Genomic DNA, 21,224 nt, shown 5'->3' on the forward strand with positions numbered 1-21,224 from the left:
TGGTTGGAAAACGACTTATCCAAGTTGTTTTATGATGTTTGTCCTAACCATAACAATTTTATTTTGAACTGACTATATTACTCAAAAGCTCTTAGGTTAATACATAAGGTTGATTGTTTTTTAAATCATGTTTGCAATAATCTAAGAGCTTTAAGTGAAAATCTATAAATACATATTTAGATATTATTCCAATTTTTTATATTGTGACCTTTCAAGCACCATCTCTCTTAGCAAAAATATTCGCAACCAGAGCACCACTAAAGTTATGCCATACACTAAATATTGCACTAGGTAAGGCTGCGACAGGATTGAAATAAGTTGCCGCAAGGGCAGCGCCCAGACCAGAGTTTTGCATACCCACTTCCACCATAATGGCGCGGCGCTGTTTTTCCGTAAAGCCGGACAAACGAGCGATTACATATCCTAAGGTATAACCCATCATATTATGTAAGGCAACCACGATAAAGACGATTGCACCACTGTCTAAGATAGTCGCTTTAGACACTGCCACCACCGCCGCTATAATGATGGAAATACCCAGTACCGACACCATCGGTAATACCTCGGTGACGAACTCGATCTTTTTACCCAAAAATTTATGAAAGATAACACCCAATAAGATAGGCAAGATGACGATTTTCGTAATGGTCATCATCATACTGGCTAGGTCGATGTCGATCAGCTGACCGGCAAACACATTTAATAGAATCGGGGTCAAAAAAGGTGCCAGTAGGGTAGAGATAGAGGTAATCGCCACACTCAAAGCTACATCACCTTTGGCTAAGAACGTAATGACGTTACTAGATGTACCGCCAGGGCAACAGCCAACTAAGATAACACCAACTGCGATTAAAGGATCGAGGTTGAAAATGACCGTTAATAGGTAGGCGATCAAAGGCATGAGCGTGAACTGTGCTAATAGGCCAACCAGTACAGGTTTAGGACGTTTAACAATTTCCAGAAAATCTTCCGTTTTGAGCGTCATGCCCATCCCAAACATAATGATGCCAAGTATAGGAACGATCAAAAAAGCCAACGAGGCAAAAAATTCAGGAAAAATAAATCCCAAAACAGCACTGACCAATGCCCAAATTGCAAAAGTTTTGCCAATCCAACTAGAAAGTAATGCAATCTGATTCATAGCCTATCTCACAAAGACAAAAATAATAGAATAGACAATAATCTAGCATGGTTCTTGTTAGTAAATGATGAAAGTATTTTGCTATGAACGTAGCGATAAGTTTGCTGAGGGTAAGCAAAATGAAATGCCATAAAAAGTGGCTTACTTATATTAAATAAGTAAGCCAAAAAAGTACTATTAGGTTTCTATAGTTTCATTAGCCAATCGACTACAAGTTCGGATTTAACCACTTCTCAGCTGTCTTCATATCCCAGCCTTTACGCTCAGCATAGCTCTCTAACTGGTCACGACTGATTTTACCGACGTTGAAGTACTCACTATCAGGATGCGAGTAATAGAATCCGCTGACCGATGACGCAGGCCACATCGCATAGCTTTCAGTTAACGTTGTACCGATAGCATCGACCGTACCGAGCCAGTCAAACAACTTGCCTTTTTCGGTATGCTCAGGACAGGCAGGGTAGCCAGGTGCAGGGCGGATACCGACGTATTTTTCTTTAATCATCTCATCATTGGTGAGTGACTCGGTCGGCTGATAGCCCCAGTACTCTTTACGGATGAGCTCATGTAGATGCTCGGCAAAGGCTTCAGCTAAGCGGTCAGACAATGCCTGTACCATGATGGCATTATAGTCATCGCCTGCTGCTTTATATTGCTCAGCGAGTGCTTCTGTACCGACGATTGAGACGGTAAAGCCGCCTAAGTGATCGGTATGTGTCTCTGATGGCGAGACAAAGTCTGCCAAGCTAAAGTTCGGCTTACCACTGGCTTTGTCGCTTTGCTGACGTAAATGCTCAAATTGGTAGGTCGGTTTACCGCCATCAGCAGGCGCATTGTCATAGACGGTGACCGTATCTGCACCAGTACGGCGCGCGGGCATCAGTTTAAACACTCCTTTCGCTACGATTGATTTTTCATCAATCATCTTTTGTAGTAGCTCTTCTGCATTTTCAAACAAATCGCGAGCCGCTTCACCAACCACCTCATCTTGCAATATTTTCGGGTATTTACCGGTCAGACCCCAAGAGATAAAGAACGGTGTCCAGTCAATATAAGGCAGTAGGTTGGCGATTGGATAGTCATCCAATATGACTTGTCCTAGCTTATTTGGCACTGGTGGCACATAGGTTTCCCAGTCGTACTGAAAGCCAATCTTGACCGATTCGGCATAGGTGACTTTGGCGGCTTTTGGTTGACGCTTAGCCAGACGCTCACGTACCTTGATATATTCTTCACGGGTCTCATCGATGAGCGCTTGACGGTGCTCTTTTGATAGCAATTTGGTCACCACGCCGACTGAGCGTGAAGCGTCCGATACATAGATGACACCATCATTTTGATATTGTGGCTCGACCTTGACGGCAGTATGCGCTTTCGACGTCGTTGCACCGCCGATCATCAATGGTAGCGTCATGCCGCGCTCTTGCATTTGCTTGGCAACGTAGACCATCTCATCGAGACTTGGGGTAATCAGACCAGACAGACCGATGATATCGACTTTTTCTGCGATGGCAGTATCGAGGATTTTTTCACATGGCACCATCACGCCCAAATCGACGATATCATAGCCGTTACAGCCCAGCACCACGCCGACGATGTTTTTACCGATATCATGCACGTCGCCTTTGACGGTTGCCATTAGGATTTTACCTTTGACTTCGCCTTCGACTTTTTCCGCTTCGATATACGGGTTTAGCCATGCGACGGATTGCTTCATCACGCGGGCAGATTTTACGACTTGCGGTAGGAACATCTTACCTGCACCGAATAGGTCACCGACGATATTCATACCGTCCATCAGTGGGCCTTCGATGACTTCTAGCGGTTTAGGATACTTCTCCCATGCTTCTTTGGTATCCGCTTCGATAAAGGTCGTCACGCCTTTGACCAGTGCGTGGGCGATACGTTCTTCTACCGTGCCTTCGCGCCAGCTCATATCGACAGTACTGTCTTTTTTCTTGCCGCCATCTTGGTAGTTTTCAGCGACGGTCATCAGGCGCTCAGTCGCATCTTGACCAGTTTCACCTTGATTGCGGTTGAGCATGACGTCTTCGATAGCGTCACGGGCTTCCTTTGGAACATCATCGTACAGCTCAAGCATGGCTGGGTTGACGATACCCATGGTCAGACCGTTTTTGATCGCGTGGTATAAGAATACGGAGTTGATCGCTTCACGGATTGGGTTACCACGGAAACTAAACGAGACGTTGGATACGCCGCCCGAGACCATCGCGTTCGGCAGGTTTTCCGTAATCCAACGTGTGGCATTGATAAAGTCAGCACCATAGTTGTTATGCTCGGTGATACCCGTTGCAACGGCAAAGATATTTGGGTCAAAGATAATGTCTTCTGATGGGAAGCCCACTTCGTTGACCAGTACATCATAGCTGCGTTTAGATATTTCAATCTTGCGTTCGTAAGTATCAGCCTGTCCGTCTTCATCGAATGCCATGACGATAATCGCGGCACCATAACGCATACATAATTTGGCACGCTCAACGAACTCAGCGTGACCTTCTTTTAATGAGATAGAGTTGACGACAGATTTACCCTGCGTACGCTTTAGGCCTTCTTCGATGATGTCCCATTTAGATGAGTCAATCATCAGTGGCACACGGCTGATATCTGGCTCACCTGATACCAAGTTGACGAAGTGAATCATCGCCTGCTTGGAGTCGAGCATGCCTTCGTCCATATTGATATCGACGATTTGCGCGCCGCCCTCGACCTGATCGCGCGCGACATCAAGAGCTTCGGTATAGGCTTCGGTCTTAATCAAACGTAGGAATTTTTTGGAGCCTGTAACGTTGGTACGCTCACCGACATTGACAAACAGACTATCAGAGTTGATGGTAAATGGCTCTAGACCTGATAGTCGGCAGGCAGGCGCTATCTCAGGAATAACACGCGGTGGATAGTTTGCCACGACTTTAGCGATTTGACGGATATGCTCAGGTGTCGTACCACAGCAGCCGCCCACGATATTTAGGATACCTGCTTTGGCAAAACCTTCGAGCAGAGCAGCCGTTTCTTCAGCAGTTTCATCATACTCACCAAACTCATTGGGCAGACCAGCGTTTGGATGCGCAGAGACAAAAGTATCAGCAATGTTTGACAATGTCTGAATATGGGGACGCAGCGCATCAGCACCTAGCGCACAGTTAAAGCCAACTGATAATGGCTTGGCATGGCGGATAGAGTTATAAAACGCCTCGGCTGTTTGACCAGATAGCGTGCGACCTGACGCGTCGGTAATCGTACCTGAAATCATAATTGGCAACTCAAAGCCAATATCATCGAACACACCAGTGATGGCAAATATCGCCGCTTTGGCATTTAGCGTATCAAATATCGTCTCAATCAAGATGATATCGACGCCGCCTTCTATCAAGCATAAGGTCGCTTCACGGTAGTTGAGTACCAATTCATCAAAGGTAATATTACGAAACGCAGGATCATTGACATCAGGCGATAGTGAGCACGTGCGTGACGTCGGACCTACAACACCTGCAACGAAGCGCGGTTTCTCAGGCGTTTTTGCAGTAAATTCATCAGCAGCTTCTCGAGCAATCTTGGCCGCCGTCCTATTCAGTTCTGGCACTAGGTACTGCATGTCATAGTCAGCCATCGACAGACGCGTACCGTTAAAGGTATTGGTCTCGATGATATCAGCGCCCGCTAGCAGATGATCGTGATGAATGTCTTTGATCATGTGCGGCTGAGTCAGTACCAGAAGATCGTTATTGCCGCGTACATCTTGGTCAATATCAGCAAAACGCTCACCACGATAATCCGCTTCTTCTAGTTTATAGGTCTGAATCTGCGTACCCATCGCACCGTCTAACATCAAAATGCGTGATGCCATCTGCTCAGTAATACGTGCACGAGCGGTTAGCTGCTGCTCTTTAAACGGAAACACAGCAGGTGGCGTCAATATAAAGTCATTAGCGGATGAGGAACTAGAGGCGGTATCGGTATGAGAATCGGTTGGTGAGGTCGTCGTTGGAATCATAGGTGTGCTGCTTATATCGTAATTATTAAAAAAAGAAGGAATAACAAACCAGTAGCGTGCAGAGTCTCACGAAGAGGACCGCAAATTTGCATTATTTTAGCATGAAAAGTTTGCTACATAGGGATACTGCATATTCCTCTTTGGCAATAGATAAATAAGAGGAGAGCTAAGTAACAAAGCAAGATAATAGAGTCTATTTCATAAAGCAGATACGCACAAATGAATATCATTTCGCTAAGGGCTTACATAAAGCTTTTCTTTTGCAAACGAAAGCCAACGGGAACGCTAAGAAGTCAGACAAAATTTACACCCATACCACAAAAAATTGCGCAAAGGCAGGTTGATAAAGATTGTTTACATGTTAATTTAATTTCAGAAATACAAGGTCTTAGTAAGTCCTACTTATAAATATAGGCTCATTTATTAGCAGTAACTGATACCAAAAGTATTAGTGTTAGCAATACAGTATGGTGAGCAAATGACATTAGCAGGCAGGATGATCTGTAAGACAGTAATATCATAGTTGAAACAATACCAACGTCACAGAAATTCAAATCATTAGGGAAAATGTTATGAAACTTACTAAAATTGCCACCATCGGTACATTGGCTATCTCAATCGCAGGTCTAAGTGCTTGTAATAACATGATGCCAGCAAAGACGGGCGATATGAAAGCACCAATGCACAGCCAGAGTATGGCTAAGATGAATGTTGTACAAATTGCGCAAAGTAATCCTGATTTTTCAGTATTGGTAGAAGCGGTACAAGCAGCAGGCCTAGTCGATATGTTGTCTGATCCTAATGCTCACTATACGGTATTTGCACCGACCAACGCCGCCTTTATGCAAGCATTGCAAGAGACAGGTATGACCAAAGCACAGTTATTTGCTAATAAGCCATTATTAACCAAAGTATTAGGTTATCACGTAGTCGCTGGTGATATGGCTATGTATGCCAAAGATGTGAAGCCTGGTAACGTAATGACCGCTAGCAAAGACACGCTAATGGTGACCAAAGAAGGCAAGTTAATGGATGAGAATGGTCGCACAACGAACATCGTGAAGACTGATATCGCTGCCAACAATGGTGTTGTTCATGTAATCGATAGAGTATTGTTGCCTAAATAAGTATTAACTGAGGCATACCCACTGTATTTATTATAAGACTAAGCAGCCATTGTTTGTGATGATTTCATTATCAGACAATGGCTGTTTTAGACTTCAGAGCTTTATCTATATAAGTTTCTATTTATGTTGAAATTATTGAGATATGTATTCAAAAGTAGTCAAGTACCATCATTTTGTCTAAAAAATCGCAATAACTGATATACAAGCAAACAATGCTATATACGTGATTGATACAGTGTTGCTACCTAAGTAAATACCATTTAAAAATTAAACAGTTAGACTGAGAACTATCAATATAACGGACCAAATAGTATGACTGAGTAATTGATACATTTATCAATTATTGATCGCCATTATATTTATCGAAAATTATTAATTTAAATAAATCCCTTAATCAATTATTTATCCAAAAAGGAATTACCTATGTTAAAGAAGAACTTGTTATCTATCGCAGTTGTAACCGCAGCCATGTCACTAGCTGCGTGTAACGACACTGAAACTGTTACAGAGCCAACTGAACCAGAAGCAACTGAAGAAATGGCAGTTGAGCCAGTTGCTGAGACAGAAGCTGTTGAAGCAGAGCCAATGGCCGAAATGGACATGGAAGCGACTCAAACTATCGCTGAAATCGCAGCAGAAAACGAAAACTTAACTATCTTAACCGCTGCGCTACAGGCTGCTGGTCTTGATACTATGCTAATGGAAGAAACCAAGCATACTGTATTTGCCCCAACTGATGATGCGTTTGCGCCAGTACTAGAAAAACTAGGCGTGACTAAAGAAGAGTTGTTGGCCAATACAGACTTGCTAAAAACGGTCCTTCCTTATCATGTACTAGCAATGGAAGTTAAAGCGGCTGATATCCCATACGGTACTGAGATCGAAACAGCGAACGGTAAAACCATTACTATTAGTGAAGACAACGTAATTACTGATGCTACTGGTAATACAGCAAATATCACTGGTACAGATATCATGGCAACCAATGGTGTGGTCCACACTATCGATGCAGTACTAATGCCTGAATAATCTATTTCTTAGTTTGTAGGTTTTGAATCTACAAGTTAGTTAAAGGAAGCCTAGCCATCGCGCTAGGTTTTTTTACGTCTATAAATTAAGAACGCAAAAATTAAGAATGGGGAAGTTAAGTGACAGAAGTTGAAGCAATGATATAAGCTATGGGTTAACTATACTGGTATGGCTACCTAATTAAAATAAGGTTATAAAATGCCACAGTAAGCTCTGTAAAGAAGACAGGAAAAATACAAAATATCAGTTATATGTTGTTTCGAATGCAGATTAACTTTAGAAGATAAAAGGGTGATTTTAAGGTGTTGAATCAGCTCGTATGAACATGGATTTTGATATTTTTTTGGTAAGCTATTCTGTGGCGATGTAAAAAAATATCCAAACAAAAAAGCCCGAGAACATGGTCTCGGGCTTTTTTGTTTATTCAATAAGATTAAGTAGCAATCTTATTAAATCGACTTACACTTTATCTTTACGTAATGGATCAGCGTTCATGCTTTTTTGCTGTGCCAGATGACGCTCTTCCCAATACGGTGCGTTTTTGATACCGAATTTAGCAGGGTCAAAGCTATAGCGAGTGACGCCAGCTTTGCGCTGAGCTTCATAGTCTTTAAGCATAGTAAGTGTTGGACGAGCCACGATGAAGATGACAAGAATACCAACAATGTTAAGCCAAGCCATAAGACCAACACCGATATCACCGATTGCCCAGATATAACCAGCTGAGTTTAGACCACCATAAGCAACCATCGCCATGATAAGAACTTTCACTAGGAATAGACCAGTTCTGTTCGCACTACGACCAAGGAAGCGTGTTAAGTAAGCCACGTTTACTTCAGCGATGTAGTAGTAAGCCAGAATTGTTGTAAAGGCAAAGAAGAATACAGCGATTGCGATAAAGACATTACCAAACGTACCGTATACAGATTCCATTGCCATTTGCGTGAACGCAGGAGCATTGATTTCAGTAGCAGCGGCGACGTTCTGTACGATGAACTGACCATCTGGTAATGTACCTTGAATGTTGTACATGCCAGTAGACAAGATCATGAATGCAGTAGCAGAACATACTAGTAATGTATCAACATATACTGAGAATGCCTGAACTAGACCCTGCTGTGATGGATGCTCAACTTCAGCAGCAGCAGCAGCGTGAGGACCTGTACCCTGACCAGCTTCGTTAGAGTAGATACCACGTTTCACACCCCAACCGATAGCAGCACCGAAACCCGCTTGTGCAGTGAATGCATCACCAACAATCATACCAAATACATCTGGAATCAAGCTGAAGTTGCTGAACATGATGATTAGCGCTAGGGCAATATAACCTAATGCCATGAAAGGTACTGCAAACTCAGTAAAGGTTGCAATACGCTTAATACCACCAAAGATGATGATACCTAGCACGACTAAAATGATAGCCAAGCCGACCAAACGCATAGAGCCAACTTCTAGGCCTGCAACGTTCATGATCGTACCTTCGCCCATTACCTGTGCAAATGCACTGATAACACCGTTCGCCTGTACACCAGGTAAGAACATACCACATGATAAAATAGAAGCGATTGCGAAGAGGATACCGTACCACTTTTGACCAAGGGCACGTTCAAAGTAATAAGCTGGGCCACCGCGATATTCGCCAGTTACCACATCTTTTTCTTTGTAAATCTGAGCAAGAGTAGATTCGACATAGGCTGTAGATGCGCCTAGGAAGGCTACGATCCACATCCAGAAAACGGCACCTGGGCCACCGAAGCCGATAGCAGCAGCTACCCCAGCGATGTTACCCATACCCACACGACCGGCGAGTGAGACGGCAAGTGCCTGAAATGATGAGATACCCTGTGCACTAGATTTACCAGTGAATAGGAGTTTGATCATCTCACCGAATAGACGTACTTGTACAAAGCGCGTCATAATGGAATAGAACAGACCGGCACCCAAGCAGAGATAAATCAGCGCTGGGCTCCAAATAATTCCATTTACTAAGTTAACTAAACCTTCCATATTTATGTTCCTAGTACTGTCTCAAGGTGGCACTGTTTGCTAGGAGTAAACTAACTGGTTAACTTACTTATTTAAGTTAAGCAGTTAAAGTCTCTGCATCGACTTATTTATTGTCTAAGTCTCATGTGCTTGGCCACCAAGAATGGACTGTAGTTGTCTGTATTTACCCGCGTATCTCATCAGTAATACGGACTATTTGCATAGCGCTTATCACTGACAATATAAATATCAGCTGCGTTTACTATTATTCTACAACCTCAACTACTGCGGTCTTCTATCATCATGTTATACATCAGATGAGTCATAAGTTGACCGGCGGATAAAACAGGCGGTTATATAATTAAATATCCATCACCATGATGGCATTCAACTTACTATGAGCTGTCTTGAGTAAATACATGACTGGTATGGCGAATTGACAGTATTTAGCGATAATTTGATAGTTAATTGATGTTTTTATTAAGAAATTAACAACTCGCTAATACTAATCAAACTATAAGTCCACTACCAAATGTATTCAAACCGTACGGCTACGTAACTGCAATTTGCCATATTTTTGTACTAATTACTAGAAATTTCTTTATAGACGGTAGATATATTCGTATTTTATTTGGCTGATACATTAGTAGGATTTGGATTATATATAAATAATTGTTTGTACTTTCATAACATTTATTCTGATTGCACCAGACTGCTAAATTTTTGCTCTATATCTATCATGATAAAAACACGTTATCGTTGACACTATGCGGTTGTGTTTTGGTAACGGTCAATTGTAAAAAGCCGTATATAACGCCATCATTAGGACAACTTCTTTTGATATCATGCTGATAGAGTGATGCGAGATATACAATATATAGAGTGCATGACTGCCGTATGAATACCAAGAAAACTTAAAAATATTAAAAACGTGGTACTGGATATTTGTTATTTATCATTATTAGGAGAATCAACAATGACGCGTAAATCTATTATGAAGCCGATGTTGCTAGCCGCTTTATTGACAACTTCTACGGTTGGTCTAAGCGGCTGTGGCTACAACAACCTACAAGCACAAGATGAGCAGGTCACTGCTTCATGGTCAGAAGTGGTTAATCAGTATCAGCGCCGTTCTGATCTGGTGCCAAACTTAGTCAAAGTCGTACAGCAGTATGCCGAGCAAGAGCAAGAAGTCTTCACCCAAGTGGCAGAAGCTCGCTCACGTGCGGGCGGTATCACGGTGACGCCAGAAGTGCTTAATGATCCAGAAGCGATGGAGCGTTATGCAGCAGCGCAAGAGCAGATGACAGGTGCATTGTCACGTTTGATGGCAGTATCTGAGCGTTATCCAGATCTAAAATCAGATGCACTGTTTCAGGACCTGCAAGCGCAGTTAGAAGGTACTGAGAACCGTATTGCTGTGGCTCGTAACCGTTATATACAAGAAGTGCAGGGATACAATACAACGGTACGTCAGTTCCCAACCAACATCACTGCAAAAGTATTTGGTATGGATACTAAGCCCAACTTTAGTGTGGCCAATGAAGAGGCGATTTCAACCGCACCAAGTGTTGATTTTGGCGACTCTGCAGAAAAGTCAGCTGAATAAAATTTAGAATGAACGTGACGACAGAGCGGCATAGGCAGCTCTGTTTATTTAGCTAATGGTTCAATGATGATTAGCTAGAGTCTATCAATTGGTAAAGATGTTATCTGAGGTGGTATAGATTAGATGAATAATTCAAAAGCAATCTTATCAGCATTACTGTTTACGTTAGGTGTCGTCAGCGTGCCTGCATTGCACGCTGCACCCAATGATACAGCGGTGGCGACAGATAACACCTCGGATTTGCAAAACCGTAGTGTCGAAGAGTTGGTGGCCGTTACTAAAGCAGGCGAGTCTAACGAAGCAATCAATGATGCTGTATTAAATAACGATGCTATCAATGAAGCGATGCTCGGCAACGACGCTATCAATCAAAACGCAGATAACCAAAGTACAGCAAATGATACAGCCAATGCCCAAACAACCGCTCAGCCACCTGTACGTTCCAGTACCGAGGGTGTTGACGCTGATAAGTTGATACTCAATGAACCAGTCGTTGATCAAGCCAATATTTTAAATCCTCAAGAAAAGCTACGTCTAGAGGCGCAGCTTCGAAGTATCTATCAGCAGGGATTAGCACAAGCAGCGGTGGTTATCGTACCAACTACCAATGGCGTACCAATATTTGATTATGCATTGCAAGTTGCTGAGAAGTGGGAACTGGGTGATGAAGCTATCGATGATGGTCTGCTGATGGTTGTCGCTGTCAATGATCGTGATATGTATATCTTAACTGGTTATGGATTAGAAGGCGTCTTGCCCGATGCGGCGGTTAACCGTGTCATTCGCGAAGATATCACGCCGTTATTTAAGCAAAATAACTATGGCGCAGGGATAATCGCTGGCGTTGAAGCGCTTAAAACGCGCTTAACTGCTGACCCTGAAGTTTTAGCCCGTGCTGATGCGCAAGCTGCAGAACGCACTGCTCAGCAAAGCTCAGACGAGTTGCCGTCACCTATTTTCTTATTTATCATGGCGATGATTTTTGGTAGCTTTATTACTAATATATTGGGCCGAGTATTTGGTTCTATCATTACTGCTGGCGGGTTTTTTGCAGGTTCAATAGCATTAGGCGGCGGCTTCTTTATGACGCTGATTATGGCAATATTCATCTGGATGTTTTTGATCTCACGCCGCGGTGGCGGTGGAAAAGGCGGCGGCGGTAAAGGTGGTCGCAGAGGCGGCATGATTTTCTTACCCGGTATGGGCGGCGGTAGTGGAGGCGGCTTTGGCGGTGGTGGTTTCGGAGGCGGCGGCTTTGGCGGCGGCGGCGGTGGTTTCGGCGGCGGCGGTGCAGGTGGCTCGTGGTAAGTATTCCACATACGCAAACAAAATAAACTCTACATAACCATCGAAAACGACGTACTTGAGGAAATAATATAATGGTAGAAGACAACGCTTCAAACCCCAGTTTTGCCCGCTGGTGGCGCCAAGTTTTGTTCGTCCCTTTATTACATAGTAAGTGGCTAACAACAGAATCTAAGGCGCGTTTAACAGGTGCTGTGACACGAGCTGAGCGTGGGCATCGTGGTGAGGTGTTCTTGATTGTAGAAAATCATCTGCCTATCCAAGAAGCTTATCGCATGAACTGCCGTGAGCGTGCGATTGATTTGTTTAGCGAATATCGCGTTTGGGATACGGAAGAAAACACGGGCGTCTTAATCTACGTCAATGTATGCGAGCGTAAACTAGAGATTGTCGCGGACCGAGGTATCAGCGCTCACGTTAGTCCAACGGTATGGAATGCAATGTGCGAAAAGGCAGTATCTGGTATTGCTACTCAAAAGACAGAAGAGAGCTTGGCTGAACTGCTAGATGAAGTGGGGCAGGTGCTACGTCAATACTATCATCTAGAGCATGATCCAGAAGGCAATGAGCTGTCCGATACAGTGGTATTTTTAAAGTAGTTTGCGCCTTATACGGTTTTATTAAGAAGGTTGCTTTTATAAGTAGCTTATCTATACGATCAAAGGGTTTTGTTTTAGGCGATATGCTTTTAGTGTTAAAATAATTTTTCTGAGACAGATAACGCCTCATATATGTATGGTTTGATTATCCTACTGTGCAATATCTACTAGGGCTCGTCTCGATAAAACCATTATTGGAATACTATGATTGAATTAATAAAGAAACTACCGAAAGCTGAACTTCATCTACATATTGAAGGTTCGCTAGAGCCTGAGCTGATGTTTAGACTGGCCAAAAAGAACAACGTAGAGATACCTTATGACAGCGTAGAAGACGTGCGCGCCGCCTATAACTTTAACAATCTGCAGACCTTTTTAGATATCTACTATGCGGGTGCCAACGTCCTACTCACCAAAGATGATTTTTATGATTTGACGTGGGAATATATTCTTAGATGTGTCGAAGATAATGTTATTCACACAGAGATATTCTTTGATCCACAGACGCATACCGAACGCGGCGTGCCTTTTGAAGCGGTCATCACAGGTATCAAAGAAGCACTCGCCGATGCCAAAGCAAAATACGGTATTACATCATGCATCATCATGTGTTTCTTGCGTCATCTATCGCAAGAAGAAGCGTTTGAGACATTAGATCAAGCACTGGATTATAAAGATGACATCATCGGTGTTGGTCTGGATTCATCAGAATTGGGTAACCCACCATCGAAATTCAAAGAAGTCTTCCAAAAAGCCAAAGAAGAAGGCTTTAAGTTGGTCGCTCATGCAGGCGAAGAAGCAGACTTCTCGTACATCTACGAAGCGTTAGATTTATTGAATATTAATAGAATCGATCATGGTGTGCAGTCTATAAAAAGCCCAGAGTTGATGCAAAGACTCAAAGATGAGCAGATGCCACTGACCGTTTGCCCGAACTCAAATATCGAGCTAAAAGTCTTTGAGACTTATAAAGAGCACAATATTAAAGAGCTTTTAGATTATGGTCTGAATATCAGCGTTAACTCAGACGACCCAGCTTATTTCAAAGGGTATGTGAATCAAAACTTCATCAATCTATATGAGAATCTACCGATTACGGAAGACGATGTTATTACTTTGGCAAAAAACTCGTTTAAATCGGCATTTATCAGTGATGAGTTAAAAGAAGCTTACTTAGCGAGAGTTGATCTTGCATTGAAATAAGCTACAACGAGCTTGTTTTTAGTAGCAAAGGCCTAACGGTTTATATAAATCGTTAAGCTTTTTTTATTGTCTGTCATTCAGTAATATCTATAAGTAGTAGCAATTATAAAGTAGTAATCTCTTCTATAAGTAGCGGCAGTATTACTCCAGCCTTTTCTGCTAATGTGATATCGACGATAGTATTTGGCGTTGGGTCAGGGTTTACCTCGATAACTTGCGCACAATTTTGTTTGGCTAATTGTGCCAATCCAGCAGCAGGATAAACCAAGCTTGAGGTACCAATACTGATAAATACTTCGCAATTAGCCGCAGCTTCTTCGGCAGTCTGCCATGCCTGTACAGGTAGAGCTTCGCCAAACCAAACAATATCTGGTCTAATATAACCGTCACAATGCGGACAGTTAAGCAGTGTTTTATCAAAGCTCATAGTGCCTTGATTATCGTACGATGCTCTCGATTGATCTTGATAGGGTATCTCACACTGACCACAGCGATTGCGCCACAGATGACCATGCAGGTGAGTCACTGCGCTACCAGCTTGCTCGTGCAAATCATCGACATTTTGGGTGATGAGTGTCACTTGCTGATCGGAGGTTTGCGCATGATACTGCCACTGAGCCAACGCATGATGGGCTGGATTTGGTGCTTTGTCTGCGACCATTTGCCGACGCCACTGATACCATGACCATACTAGCTTGGGATCACGAGTAAACGCTTCAGGGGTTGCCAAGTCTTCGACACCGTAGTTCTCCCACAGCCCTGTTTGCTTATCTCGAAACGTTGGGATGCCGCTTTCTGCTGAAATGCCAGCCCCAGTCAAAATGCAGATACGCTGTTTGGATGCCAGTAGTTGTGCTGCAAGTTTTACTTCTGCTATTAACGCTGGTGATAATTCTGCTAACATGAGCCAACCCTTGCTAATAATGGATATTTTTACTTATGATAGACGGAATTTGGTGGCTTGTCATATTGTTCGCTGTCATCGCAGTTTTATGGTTCGTGGCAAAATCGCGCGGCGCAAAAGTAGGCGAAAAGCATAGCGGCGCAAAATCAAAAAATGCAACACCGAATGATGCGCTGCAAAAAACATCAGCGATATTAAAACAGCATCTTGCTGATTATCGAGTCACACGTAAGGCAAATCATTTGCTCGTTAGCAAACAAGATAAAAAAATTGCGATGATTACGATTGATAAAAAAATTGCTGAAGGTCAGCGCCGTTTGGGTGATGTGCCAGTGATTAATTATCACCGTATACCTAGCCGTGCTCAATTGACTGCCAATTTACAAGATGCAGAGTAATTTTGCTATATAGTCAATCCTCTATAAATTGGCTACGGTGTCAGTCTCGCTCAGTCTACTACTTGTAGTACTTTCACTCGACTTCCTTGTATCCAAATTATACTGAATCGACTATAGGTGAGAGCATTAAAAGTATACAAGCACAGAAAAATCGCAAACATTTTGATATGTAGGTTTGATGAGTATAGGAAGTTTAATATAGTACTAAGGGAAGGGTAGAGCAAGGTTGGAACATAATAGTTGGTGCGCTCGGCGGGAGTCAATGAATTATTATAAGTTATTGATAATAAAATAAATTTAGTAAATATTTTTTAATATGCACAACAGTATGTACAACATTTTTCTATCGTTACTCTATATGCTTACCATAGAAAAGGTGATGACCACTTACAAAAAAATTATGTTAATGAAAGTAAATTATCTGATTTCAACAATTAGTATCTTATAAACTGATTCAACCCATGCTTGCTCACTAGAGTAACCACGTAGTAAAGGATCGAAATCAAAGCTGTTAGTTTCAAAAGTTGTCTTTGCAAGATCATTTGCTAGTATATATTCAATCTCTTGAACTAAGCTGTTTAATATTTCCATATTTTCATTACTCGCGAAACGTAATAGTACGTCTTTATCATTAGCGCTAGGATCGGAATACTCTGCCCACCACTCTTGATAGAAGTAGGCATTCATTAGATATGTAAATGTATTAATCATAACGTCCCATAGTCCATTATCTTTATAATCGTCACTTTCGTCACGCTTCCATGTTTATATCGTCACTTTATGATTTTACCTAATCAGTAGTATATGCATAAGTATTTGTATTGTATGATTAAATTTTAAATAAATAGCTTTTTTATATGCTTAAAATAGGCCTCTAGGGGTGACGAAAAGTGACGAAAACACCGTTATATAAGGATAAGGTACTATGAATAGTATCTATGCTATCTTTATATTGATTTGATTTCTATCAACAACACCTGCCATACCTGTAACTCACCTTTAAATCTGATATAGTTCTCAGTATCTTACTGGACATTTATTTGTTCTATTTTTTTATAACATTATTCAACCTTGCCCAACAAACAATAAGACAATTCCATGACCAAAAACTTCTCTCAAACAGCGGCTTTCATCTGGTCTGTCGCTGATCTATTGCGCGGTGACTTTAAGCAATCTCAATACGGCCGCATCATCCTGCCATTCACACTACTACGCCGCTTAGAGTGCGTATTAGAAGAGACTAAAGCAGCTGTGGTGGCTGAGAGCCAACGTATCGCTGATATGGGTCTGCCAGAGGAAGCGCAAGAGAAGTTTATCATTCGTGCCAGCAAGCGACCGTTCTACAATACCTCGCCAATGGACTTAAGCAAGATGGGTCAAAGCGATATCAAAGATAACCTTAATACCTACGTGCAATCCTTCTCTAAAGACGCACGCGAGATATTTGAACACTTCAAGTTTGAAGAGTTTGTCGGTCAGCTGGCCGATGCTAACTTACTGTATAAAGTGGTGCAGAAGTTCGCCAATACTGATCTAAGTCCTGAGGCTATCTCTAATCATGAAATGGGCTTTGTGTTTGAAGAGCTGATTCGCCGCTTTGCTGAAAGCTCGAACGAGACCGCAGGGGAGCATTTTACCCCGCGTGATATCGTCCGCCTGACTACTTCACTGGTATTTATGGAAGATGATGACGCATTGACCAAAGACGGCATTATTCGCACCATTTATGACCCAACAGCAGGTACGGGCGGCTTCCTATCATCTGGTATGGAATACGTGCTAGAGCTGAACCCTGATGCGGTCATGCGTACCTATGGGCAAGAGCTCAACCCTGAGTCTTATGCCATCTGTAAAGCTGACATGCTGATCAAAGGGCAAGAGGTGAATAACATTAAGCTGGGCAATACTTTGTCTAGTGATCAGCTGGTCGCTGAGAAGTTTGACTATATGCTGTCTAATCCGCCGTTTGGGGTGGATTGGAAAAAGATATCAGGTGAGATCAAAGACGAGCACGAGCAAAAAGGCTTTGACGGTCGCTTTGGGGCTGGCTTGCCGCGCGTGTCTGATGGGTCGCTATTGTTCCTGATGCATCTGCTTAGCAAGATGCGTCCGATTACTGATAATGCTAAAGATGCAGATAACAGCAGCAATCAGGGCAGTCGTATCGGTATTATCTTAAATGGGTCACCGCTATTCACGGGCGGCGCAGGGAGTGGAGAGAGTGAGATTCGCCGTTACATCCTTGAGGCTGATTTACTAGAGGCCATTATCGCTCTGCCTACCGATATGTTCTACAACACGGGTATCGCTACCTATGTATGGGTCTTAAGCAATAAGAAAGCGCCTGAGCGTAAAGGTCATGTGCAATTGATCGATGGCAGTAACCTATACGGCAAGATGCGTAAATCACTTGGCTCAAAGCGCAATGAGATGAGCGATGATGATATCAAGACCATTATCCGTAGCTTTGGTGACTTTGAGGTGGTTGATGCGCGTGTGCTCGATAAGCCTGAAGAGGTGAAGTCTAACCGTGGCCGTCAAGCGGCAAGTCCTAAGGCCGAGCCTGCCAAGACCTTTGCCAGTAAAATCTTTGCCACTCACGAGTTTGGCTATCGCCGTATCACCATTGAGCGTCCGCTACGTCTATCCGCGCAGCTATCTGATGACGCTATAGAAACCTTACGTTATGCCTCTAAACCGTTTGATATGGTCATGCCAGCGCTGTATGAGGCATTTGGTAGTAATTGGACGACTAACGACGACAATAATAACTATGGTGATTTAGCAGCGGTCATTTTAGAAGCGCGTGCAATGATTAAGGCAGACTTTAGTGAGCTGAAAGAAAAGCAAATTAAAGATGTGCTCGATGCCAAGCTTTGGCAAGATCAGCTTGAGATAATGAATAAAGCCAAAGCCTTACAAGCGGCTATCGGTGCAAGCCAATTCGATGATTTCAATGAGTTTGAGAAAGTGCTCAAACAAGCGTTAAAAGATACTGATGCCAGCTTAGATATTAGTCTTGATGCTAAAGAAAAGAAACAACTGCTAGATGCGATCACTTGGAAAAATCCTGAAGCGGAACCCGTCATTAAAAAATCGGTTAAGGTTGCCAACCCGCTCTATGGTGCATTTAGCTATAAACCCGCCAATTCGAACAAGCCACTCAAAATAGTTGAGTTCCAAACTGACAGCGATTTACGTGATTATGAAAACGTGCCGCTGAATCCTGAGGTGACGACTACTGATCTGATTGAAAGCTACTTCGCCCGTGAAGTACAGCCGCATGTGCCTGATGCGTGGATCAATGCCGATAAGACAGATGCCATTGATGAAGAGGTTGGCATTGTCGGCTTTGAGATACCGTTTAACCGTCATTTCTATGTGTATGAGCCACCGCGTCCGCTTGCCGATATAGACGCGGACTTGGATGCAGTCAGTAGCGAGATTATGCAGTTATTGGGTGAGGTGCATTCGTAATGGCTGAAAAGTATTTAGCTTATCCAGAATATAAAAATACAGATTCGGAATGGGTATCTGAAATCCCTGTTCATTGGGAGCCGATCTTATTCAAAAGAGTCATTATTCAAATAAAGGATGGAACACACGGGACTCATGCAAGAGTGAGTGAAGGCTTTCCCTTCTTAAGTGCCAAGAATGTGCTGCATAAAGGAGTAGAAATAAGTGATTCTGAGAGTATGGTTTCAGAAAAAGATTATAAAGAAATTACAGCGAATGGGTTTCCTAAAAAAGGTGATCTATTAATTACATGTGTAGGTACTATTGGACGTACATGTGTTTATGAGTTTGACAAACCTTATGCATTTCAACGAAGTGTTGCTTTTCTTCGTCTTTCAGACTTGGCAGAGCCAAAATTTTATAAGTATTTTGTAGAATCAAAAAATTACCAGTCTCAATTGGAAGCTAATTCTAAAGCAAGTGCTCAAAGCGGTGTTTATATGGGTGATCTGGTTAGCACTTCAACAGTTCTTTTACCAAAAGATGAACAAAAAAGCATCGCCAATTTTCTCGATTACCAAACCGCCCAAATCGATACCTTAATTGAGAAGCAGCAAACCCTTATCCAGCTGCTAAAAGAAAAGCGACAAGCGGTGATCAGTCATGCGGTGACCAAAGGTTTAAACCCTAATGCACCGATGAAAGATTCGGGCGTCGAGTGGTTGGGGGAAGTGCCTGAGCATTGGAGAGTATGTAGTTTAAAGCATATAAAGGCAAAACAGTCTAATGCATTTGTCGATGGACCGTTTGGAAGTAATTTGAAGTCTATTCACTTTGTTGATGACGGAGATATTTTTGTCATAGAAAGTAATTTTGCTACAACAGGAATAATCGATGAAAGTAAATTAAAAAATATAACACTAAGTCATTTTAATACAATTTCAAGAAGTGAAGCTAAGGCTGGAGATATAATCATAGCTAAAATAGGAGCGCGTTTTGGTATGTCCTCAATTCTTCCTAAGCTTACAAAAAGAAGTGTTGTCTCAGGAAATTCATTAAAGCTGACTCTGGATAGTGATATTTGTAACACAGAATATATAAAATTTCTTCTTCAGCATCTAAAAAATGAAGGTGCTATGGATGATGGTGTTAACGTTACTGCGCAGCCAGCACTATCGCTAGGAGGACTAAATAACTTACCAGTTTTGTTACCTCCGTACTCTGAACAAAATGCTGTGATTGAAGAGCTACATAGATTGCTTTATAAGCTCTCTGATTTAACTAACCATGCCGAACAAGCCATTCAACTCATGCAAGAACGCCGCACCGCTTTAATATCTGCGGCTGTCACGGGTAAGATTGATGTGAGGGGTTGGCGGGCGTCTGAGTAGCTGTAAATAGAGATTAAGCGCATATTGCGTTTGATAAACAAGAAAATCAATAAAAGGAGTTATATGATGAAAGCAGTTACCGTAGCAGCTCTATTGGCATCAATGGCCGTGACCACCATCGCCCAAGCACAGACCTATAAATGGCAAGATGATTTTTGCAGTATGAAAGGTGACTTTGATAGTAAAAAATATACCGCTAAGCAAATCAAGAATTCACATTTAGTATTAGAAAGCTTAACCAGATCAAATCTAGAAAGCTTTTTTCCACCGATGGATATTGATGCACTAGACAAGTTATCGATGAAAGACTTAGACAAGCTTACTGAAGAATATATAAAAGTTAAGAATAATATTGAACGACTTGATGTGGTGCCTGACGCAAAAGGTTATAAGCAAGAGTTGGTCAAATCTATTGACGGCGAATATAAACAAAATAAATTGACGATTTTGGGATATCTAAATCCCAGTGAGGCACTCAAGCAAAGCCCGCAAATGTGTAAAACTTATATTGAGCCGTTATTAGAGAATGAAACGGCTGTGCAAAATAGATGGAAGCAGTTTGTTGAAGAGCAAATTCAAGAGCAAGCAGATATCACAGACGATGGTGGTAAGTATTACCGCAGTTTGGCTACCAAGCGCTATCAGGAAGAAAAAGCCAGCAACCCTACTAAGTACGCCAAGATAAACTTGGTTACTTTTGGTTTTGGTAATTGCGTCAATGATCAGGTCTATCATGCCGACTCTGAAGTGGTATTTAAAAATCAGCAAAAACTGAATAAAGCGTTATTTGGTAAAAGCTTTAAGCAGATGTGCGATGAGCCGTAAAACTTGGATTAAGTTTTTTAATGAAGTCGAATAAACCGCCCAACTCGTGCAAGTATGCCGCACCGCTTTAATATCTGCGGCTGTCACGGGTAAGATTGATGTTCGTGGCTGGCAAGCGCCTAAAAGCCGTTAAAATAAATACAGAAAACAATAAAAGGAATAATAGGGTGAAAAAGTTTACCGTAGCAGCTTTATTAGGCGCAATAGCGGTTACCACTAGCGCCCAAGCCGAAGTCTAT

Annotated in this window: 15 protein-coding genes; 10 read left to right on the plus strand and 5 right to left on the minus strand. The window is 42.3% G+C overall.

The genetic code is table 11. The features are described 5' to 3' along the window. Positions 1 to 211 precede the first annotated feature (211 nt). Entirely contained in the window at positions 212 to 1,141 is a 930-nt protein-coding gene (locus JMY00_RS12710) for a bile acid:sodium symporter family protein (RefSeq protein WP_201580415.1), read from the minus strand. 208 nt (positions 1,142 to 1,349) lie between these two features. Further along, positions 1,350 to 5,153 (minus strand): methionine synthase, encoded by a 3,804-nt coding sequence (gene metH, locus JMY00_RS12715; protein WP_201580416.1) that lies wholly within the window; start codon positions 5,151 to 5,153, stop codon positions 1,350 to 1,352. 572 nt (positions 5,154 to 5,725) lie between these two features. Here metH and JMY00_RS12720 point away from each other — a divergent pair. Beyond that, positions 5,726 to 6,280, plus strand: a complete 555-nt coding sequence (locus JMY00_RS12720) for a fasciclin domain-containing protein (protein WP_057758533.1) — start codon at positions 5,726 to 5,728, stop codon at positions 6,278 to 6,280. Positions 6,281 to 6,703: 423 nt separating this feature from the next. After that, on the plus strand, positions 6,704 to 7,309 hold the full coding sequence (locus JMY00_RS12725) for a fasciclin domain-containing protein (RefSeq protein ID WP_201580417.1): 606 nt from the start codon (positions 6,704 to 6,706) through the stop codon (positions 7,307 to 7,309). Between the two features lie 459 nt (positions 7,310 to 7,768). Here JMY00_RS12725 and JMY00_RS12730 read toward each other — a convergent pair whose 3' ends face one another. Next, on the minus strand, positions 7,769 to 9,316 hold the full coding sequence (locus JMY00_RS12730; protein ID WP_101204950.1) for an alanine/glycine:cation symporter family protein: 1,548 nt from the start codon (positions 9,314 to 9,316) through the stop codon (positions 7,769 to 7,771). Between the two features lie 955 nt (positions 9,317 to 10,271). On the opposite strand from JMY00_RS12730, the gene JMY00_RS12735 reads away from it, so the two are divergent. From JMY00_RS12735 to JMY00_RS12750, 4 genes are all read left to right on the plus strand, one after another. After that, positions 10,272 to 10,904 (plus strand): LemA family protein, encoded by a 633-nt coding sequence (locus tag JMY00_RS12735; RefSeq protein ID WP_101204949.1) that lies wholly within the window; start codon positions 10,272 to 10,274, stop codon positions 10,902 to 10,904. 123 nt (positions 10,905 to 11,027) lie between these two features. Further along, positions 11,028 to 12,212, plus strand: coding sequence for a TPM domain-containing protein (locus JMY00_RS12740; RefSeq protein WP_201580418.1), 1,185 nt, complete (start codon positions 11,028 to 11,030; stop codon positions 12,210 to 12,212). Positions 12,213 to 12,283: 71 nt separating this feature from the next. After that, a complete protein-coding gene (locus JMY00_RS12745; RefSeq protein ID WP_201580419.1) occupies positions 12,284 to 12,808 on the plus strand; it encodes a TPM domain-containing protein in 525 nt (174 codons plus the stop codon). A 204-nt stretch (positions 12,809 to 13,012) separates the two neighbouring features. Beyond that, positions 13,013 to 14,011, plus strand: coding sequence for an adenosine deaminase (locus JMY00_RS12750; RefSeq protein ID WP_201580420.1), 999 nt, complete (start codon positions 13,013 to 13,015; stop codon positions 14,009 to 14,011). A gap of 103 nt (positions 14,012 to 14,114) precedes the next feature. Here JMY00_RS12750 and JMY00_RS12755 read toward each other — a convergent pair whose 3' ends face one another. Next, entirely contained in the window at positions 14,115 to 14,915 is an 801-nt protein-coding gene (locus tag JMY00_RS12755) for an NAD-dependent deacylase (RefSeq protein WP_240990755.1), read from the minus strand. Between the two features lie 35 nt (positions 14,916 to 14,950). On the opposite strand from JMY00_RS12755, the gene JMY00_RS12760 reads away from it, so the two are divergent. Next, positions 14,951 to 15,313 (plus strand): hypothetical protein, encoded by a 363-nt coding sequence (locus tag JMY00_RS12760; protein WP_201580421.1) that lies wholly within the window; start codon positions 14,951 to 14,953, stop codon positions 15,311 to 15,313. Between the two features lie 417 nt (positions 15,314 to 15,730). Here JMY00_RS12760 and JMY00_RS12765 read toward each other — a convergent pair whose 3' ends face one another. Beyond that, positions 15,731 to 16,024 carry a contact-dependent growth inhibition system immunity protein gene (locus JMY00_RS12765; protein ID WP_201580422.1) on the minus strand — a complete coding sequence of 98 codons (294 nt, stop codon included), beginning with the start codon at positions 16,022 to 16,024 and terminating at the stop codon, positions 15,731 to 15,733. Between the two features lie 387 nt (positions 16,025 to 16,411). On the opposite strand from JMY00_RS12765, the gene JMY00_RS12770 reads away from it, so the two are divergent. From JMY00_RS12770 to JMY00_RS12780, 3 genes are all read left to right on the plus strand, one after another. Next, a complete protein-coding gene (locus JMY00_RS12770; RefSeq protein WP_201580423.1) occupies positions 16,412 to 18,790 on the plus strand; it encodes a class I SAM-dependent DNA methyltransferase in 2,379 nt (792 codons plus the stop codon). Then, complete coding sequence (locus tag JMY00_RS12775) at positions 18,790 to 20,160, plus strand: restriction endonuclease subunit S (RefSeq protein WP_201580424.1); 1,371 nt, start codon at positions 18,790 to 18,792, stop codon at positions 20,158 to 20,160. Before JMY00_RS12770 ends, JMY00_RS12775 begins: the two co-directional genes overlap by 1 nt. Before the next feature lie 66 nt (positions 20,161 to 20,226). Next, on the plus strand, positions 20,227 to 20,985 hold the full coding sequence (locus tag JMY00_RS12780; RefSeq protein WP_201580425.1) for a hypothetical protein: 759 nt from the start codon (positions 20,227 to 20,229) through the stop codon (positions 20,983 to 20,985). The last annotated feature ends 239 nt before the right edge of the window (positions 20,986 to 21,224 follow it).

It is taken from the genome of Psychrobacter sp. Pi2-52 (assembly GCF_904846705.1).
Taxonomy (GTDB): Bacteria; Pseudomonadota; Gammaproteobacteria; order Pseudomonadales; family Moraxellaceae; genus Psychrobacter.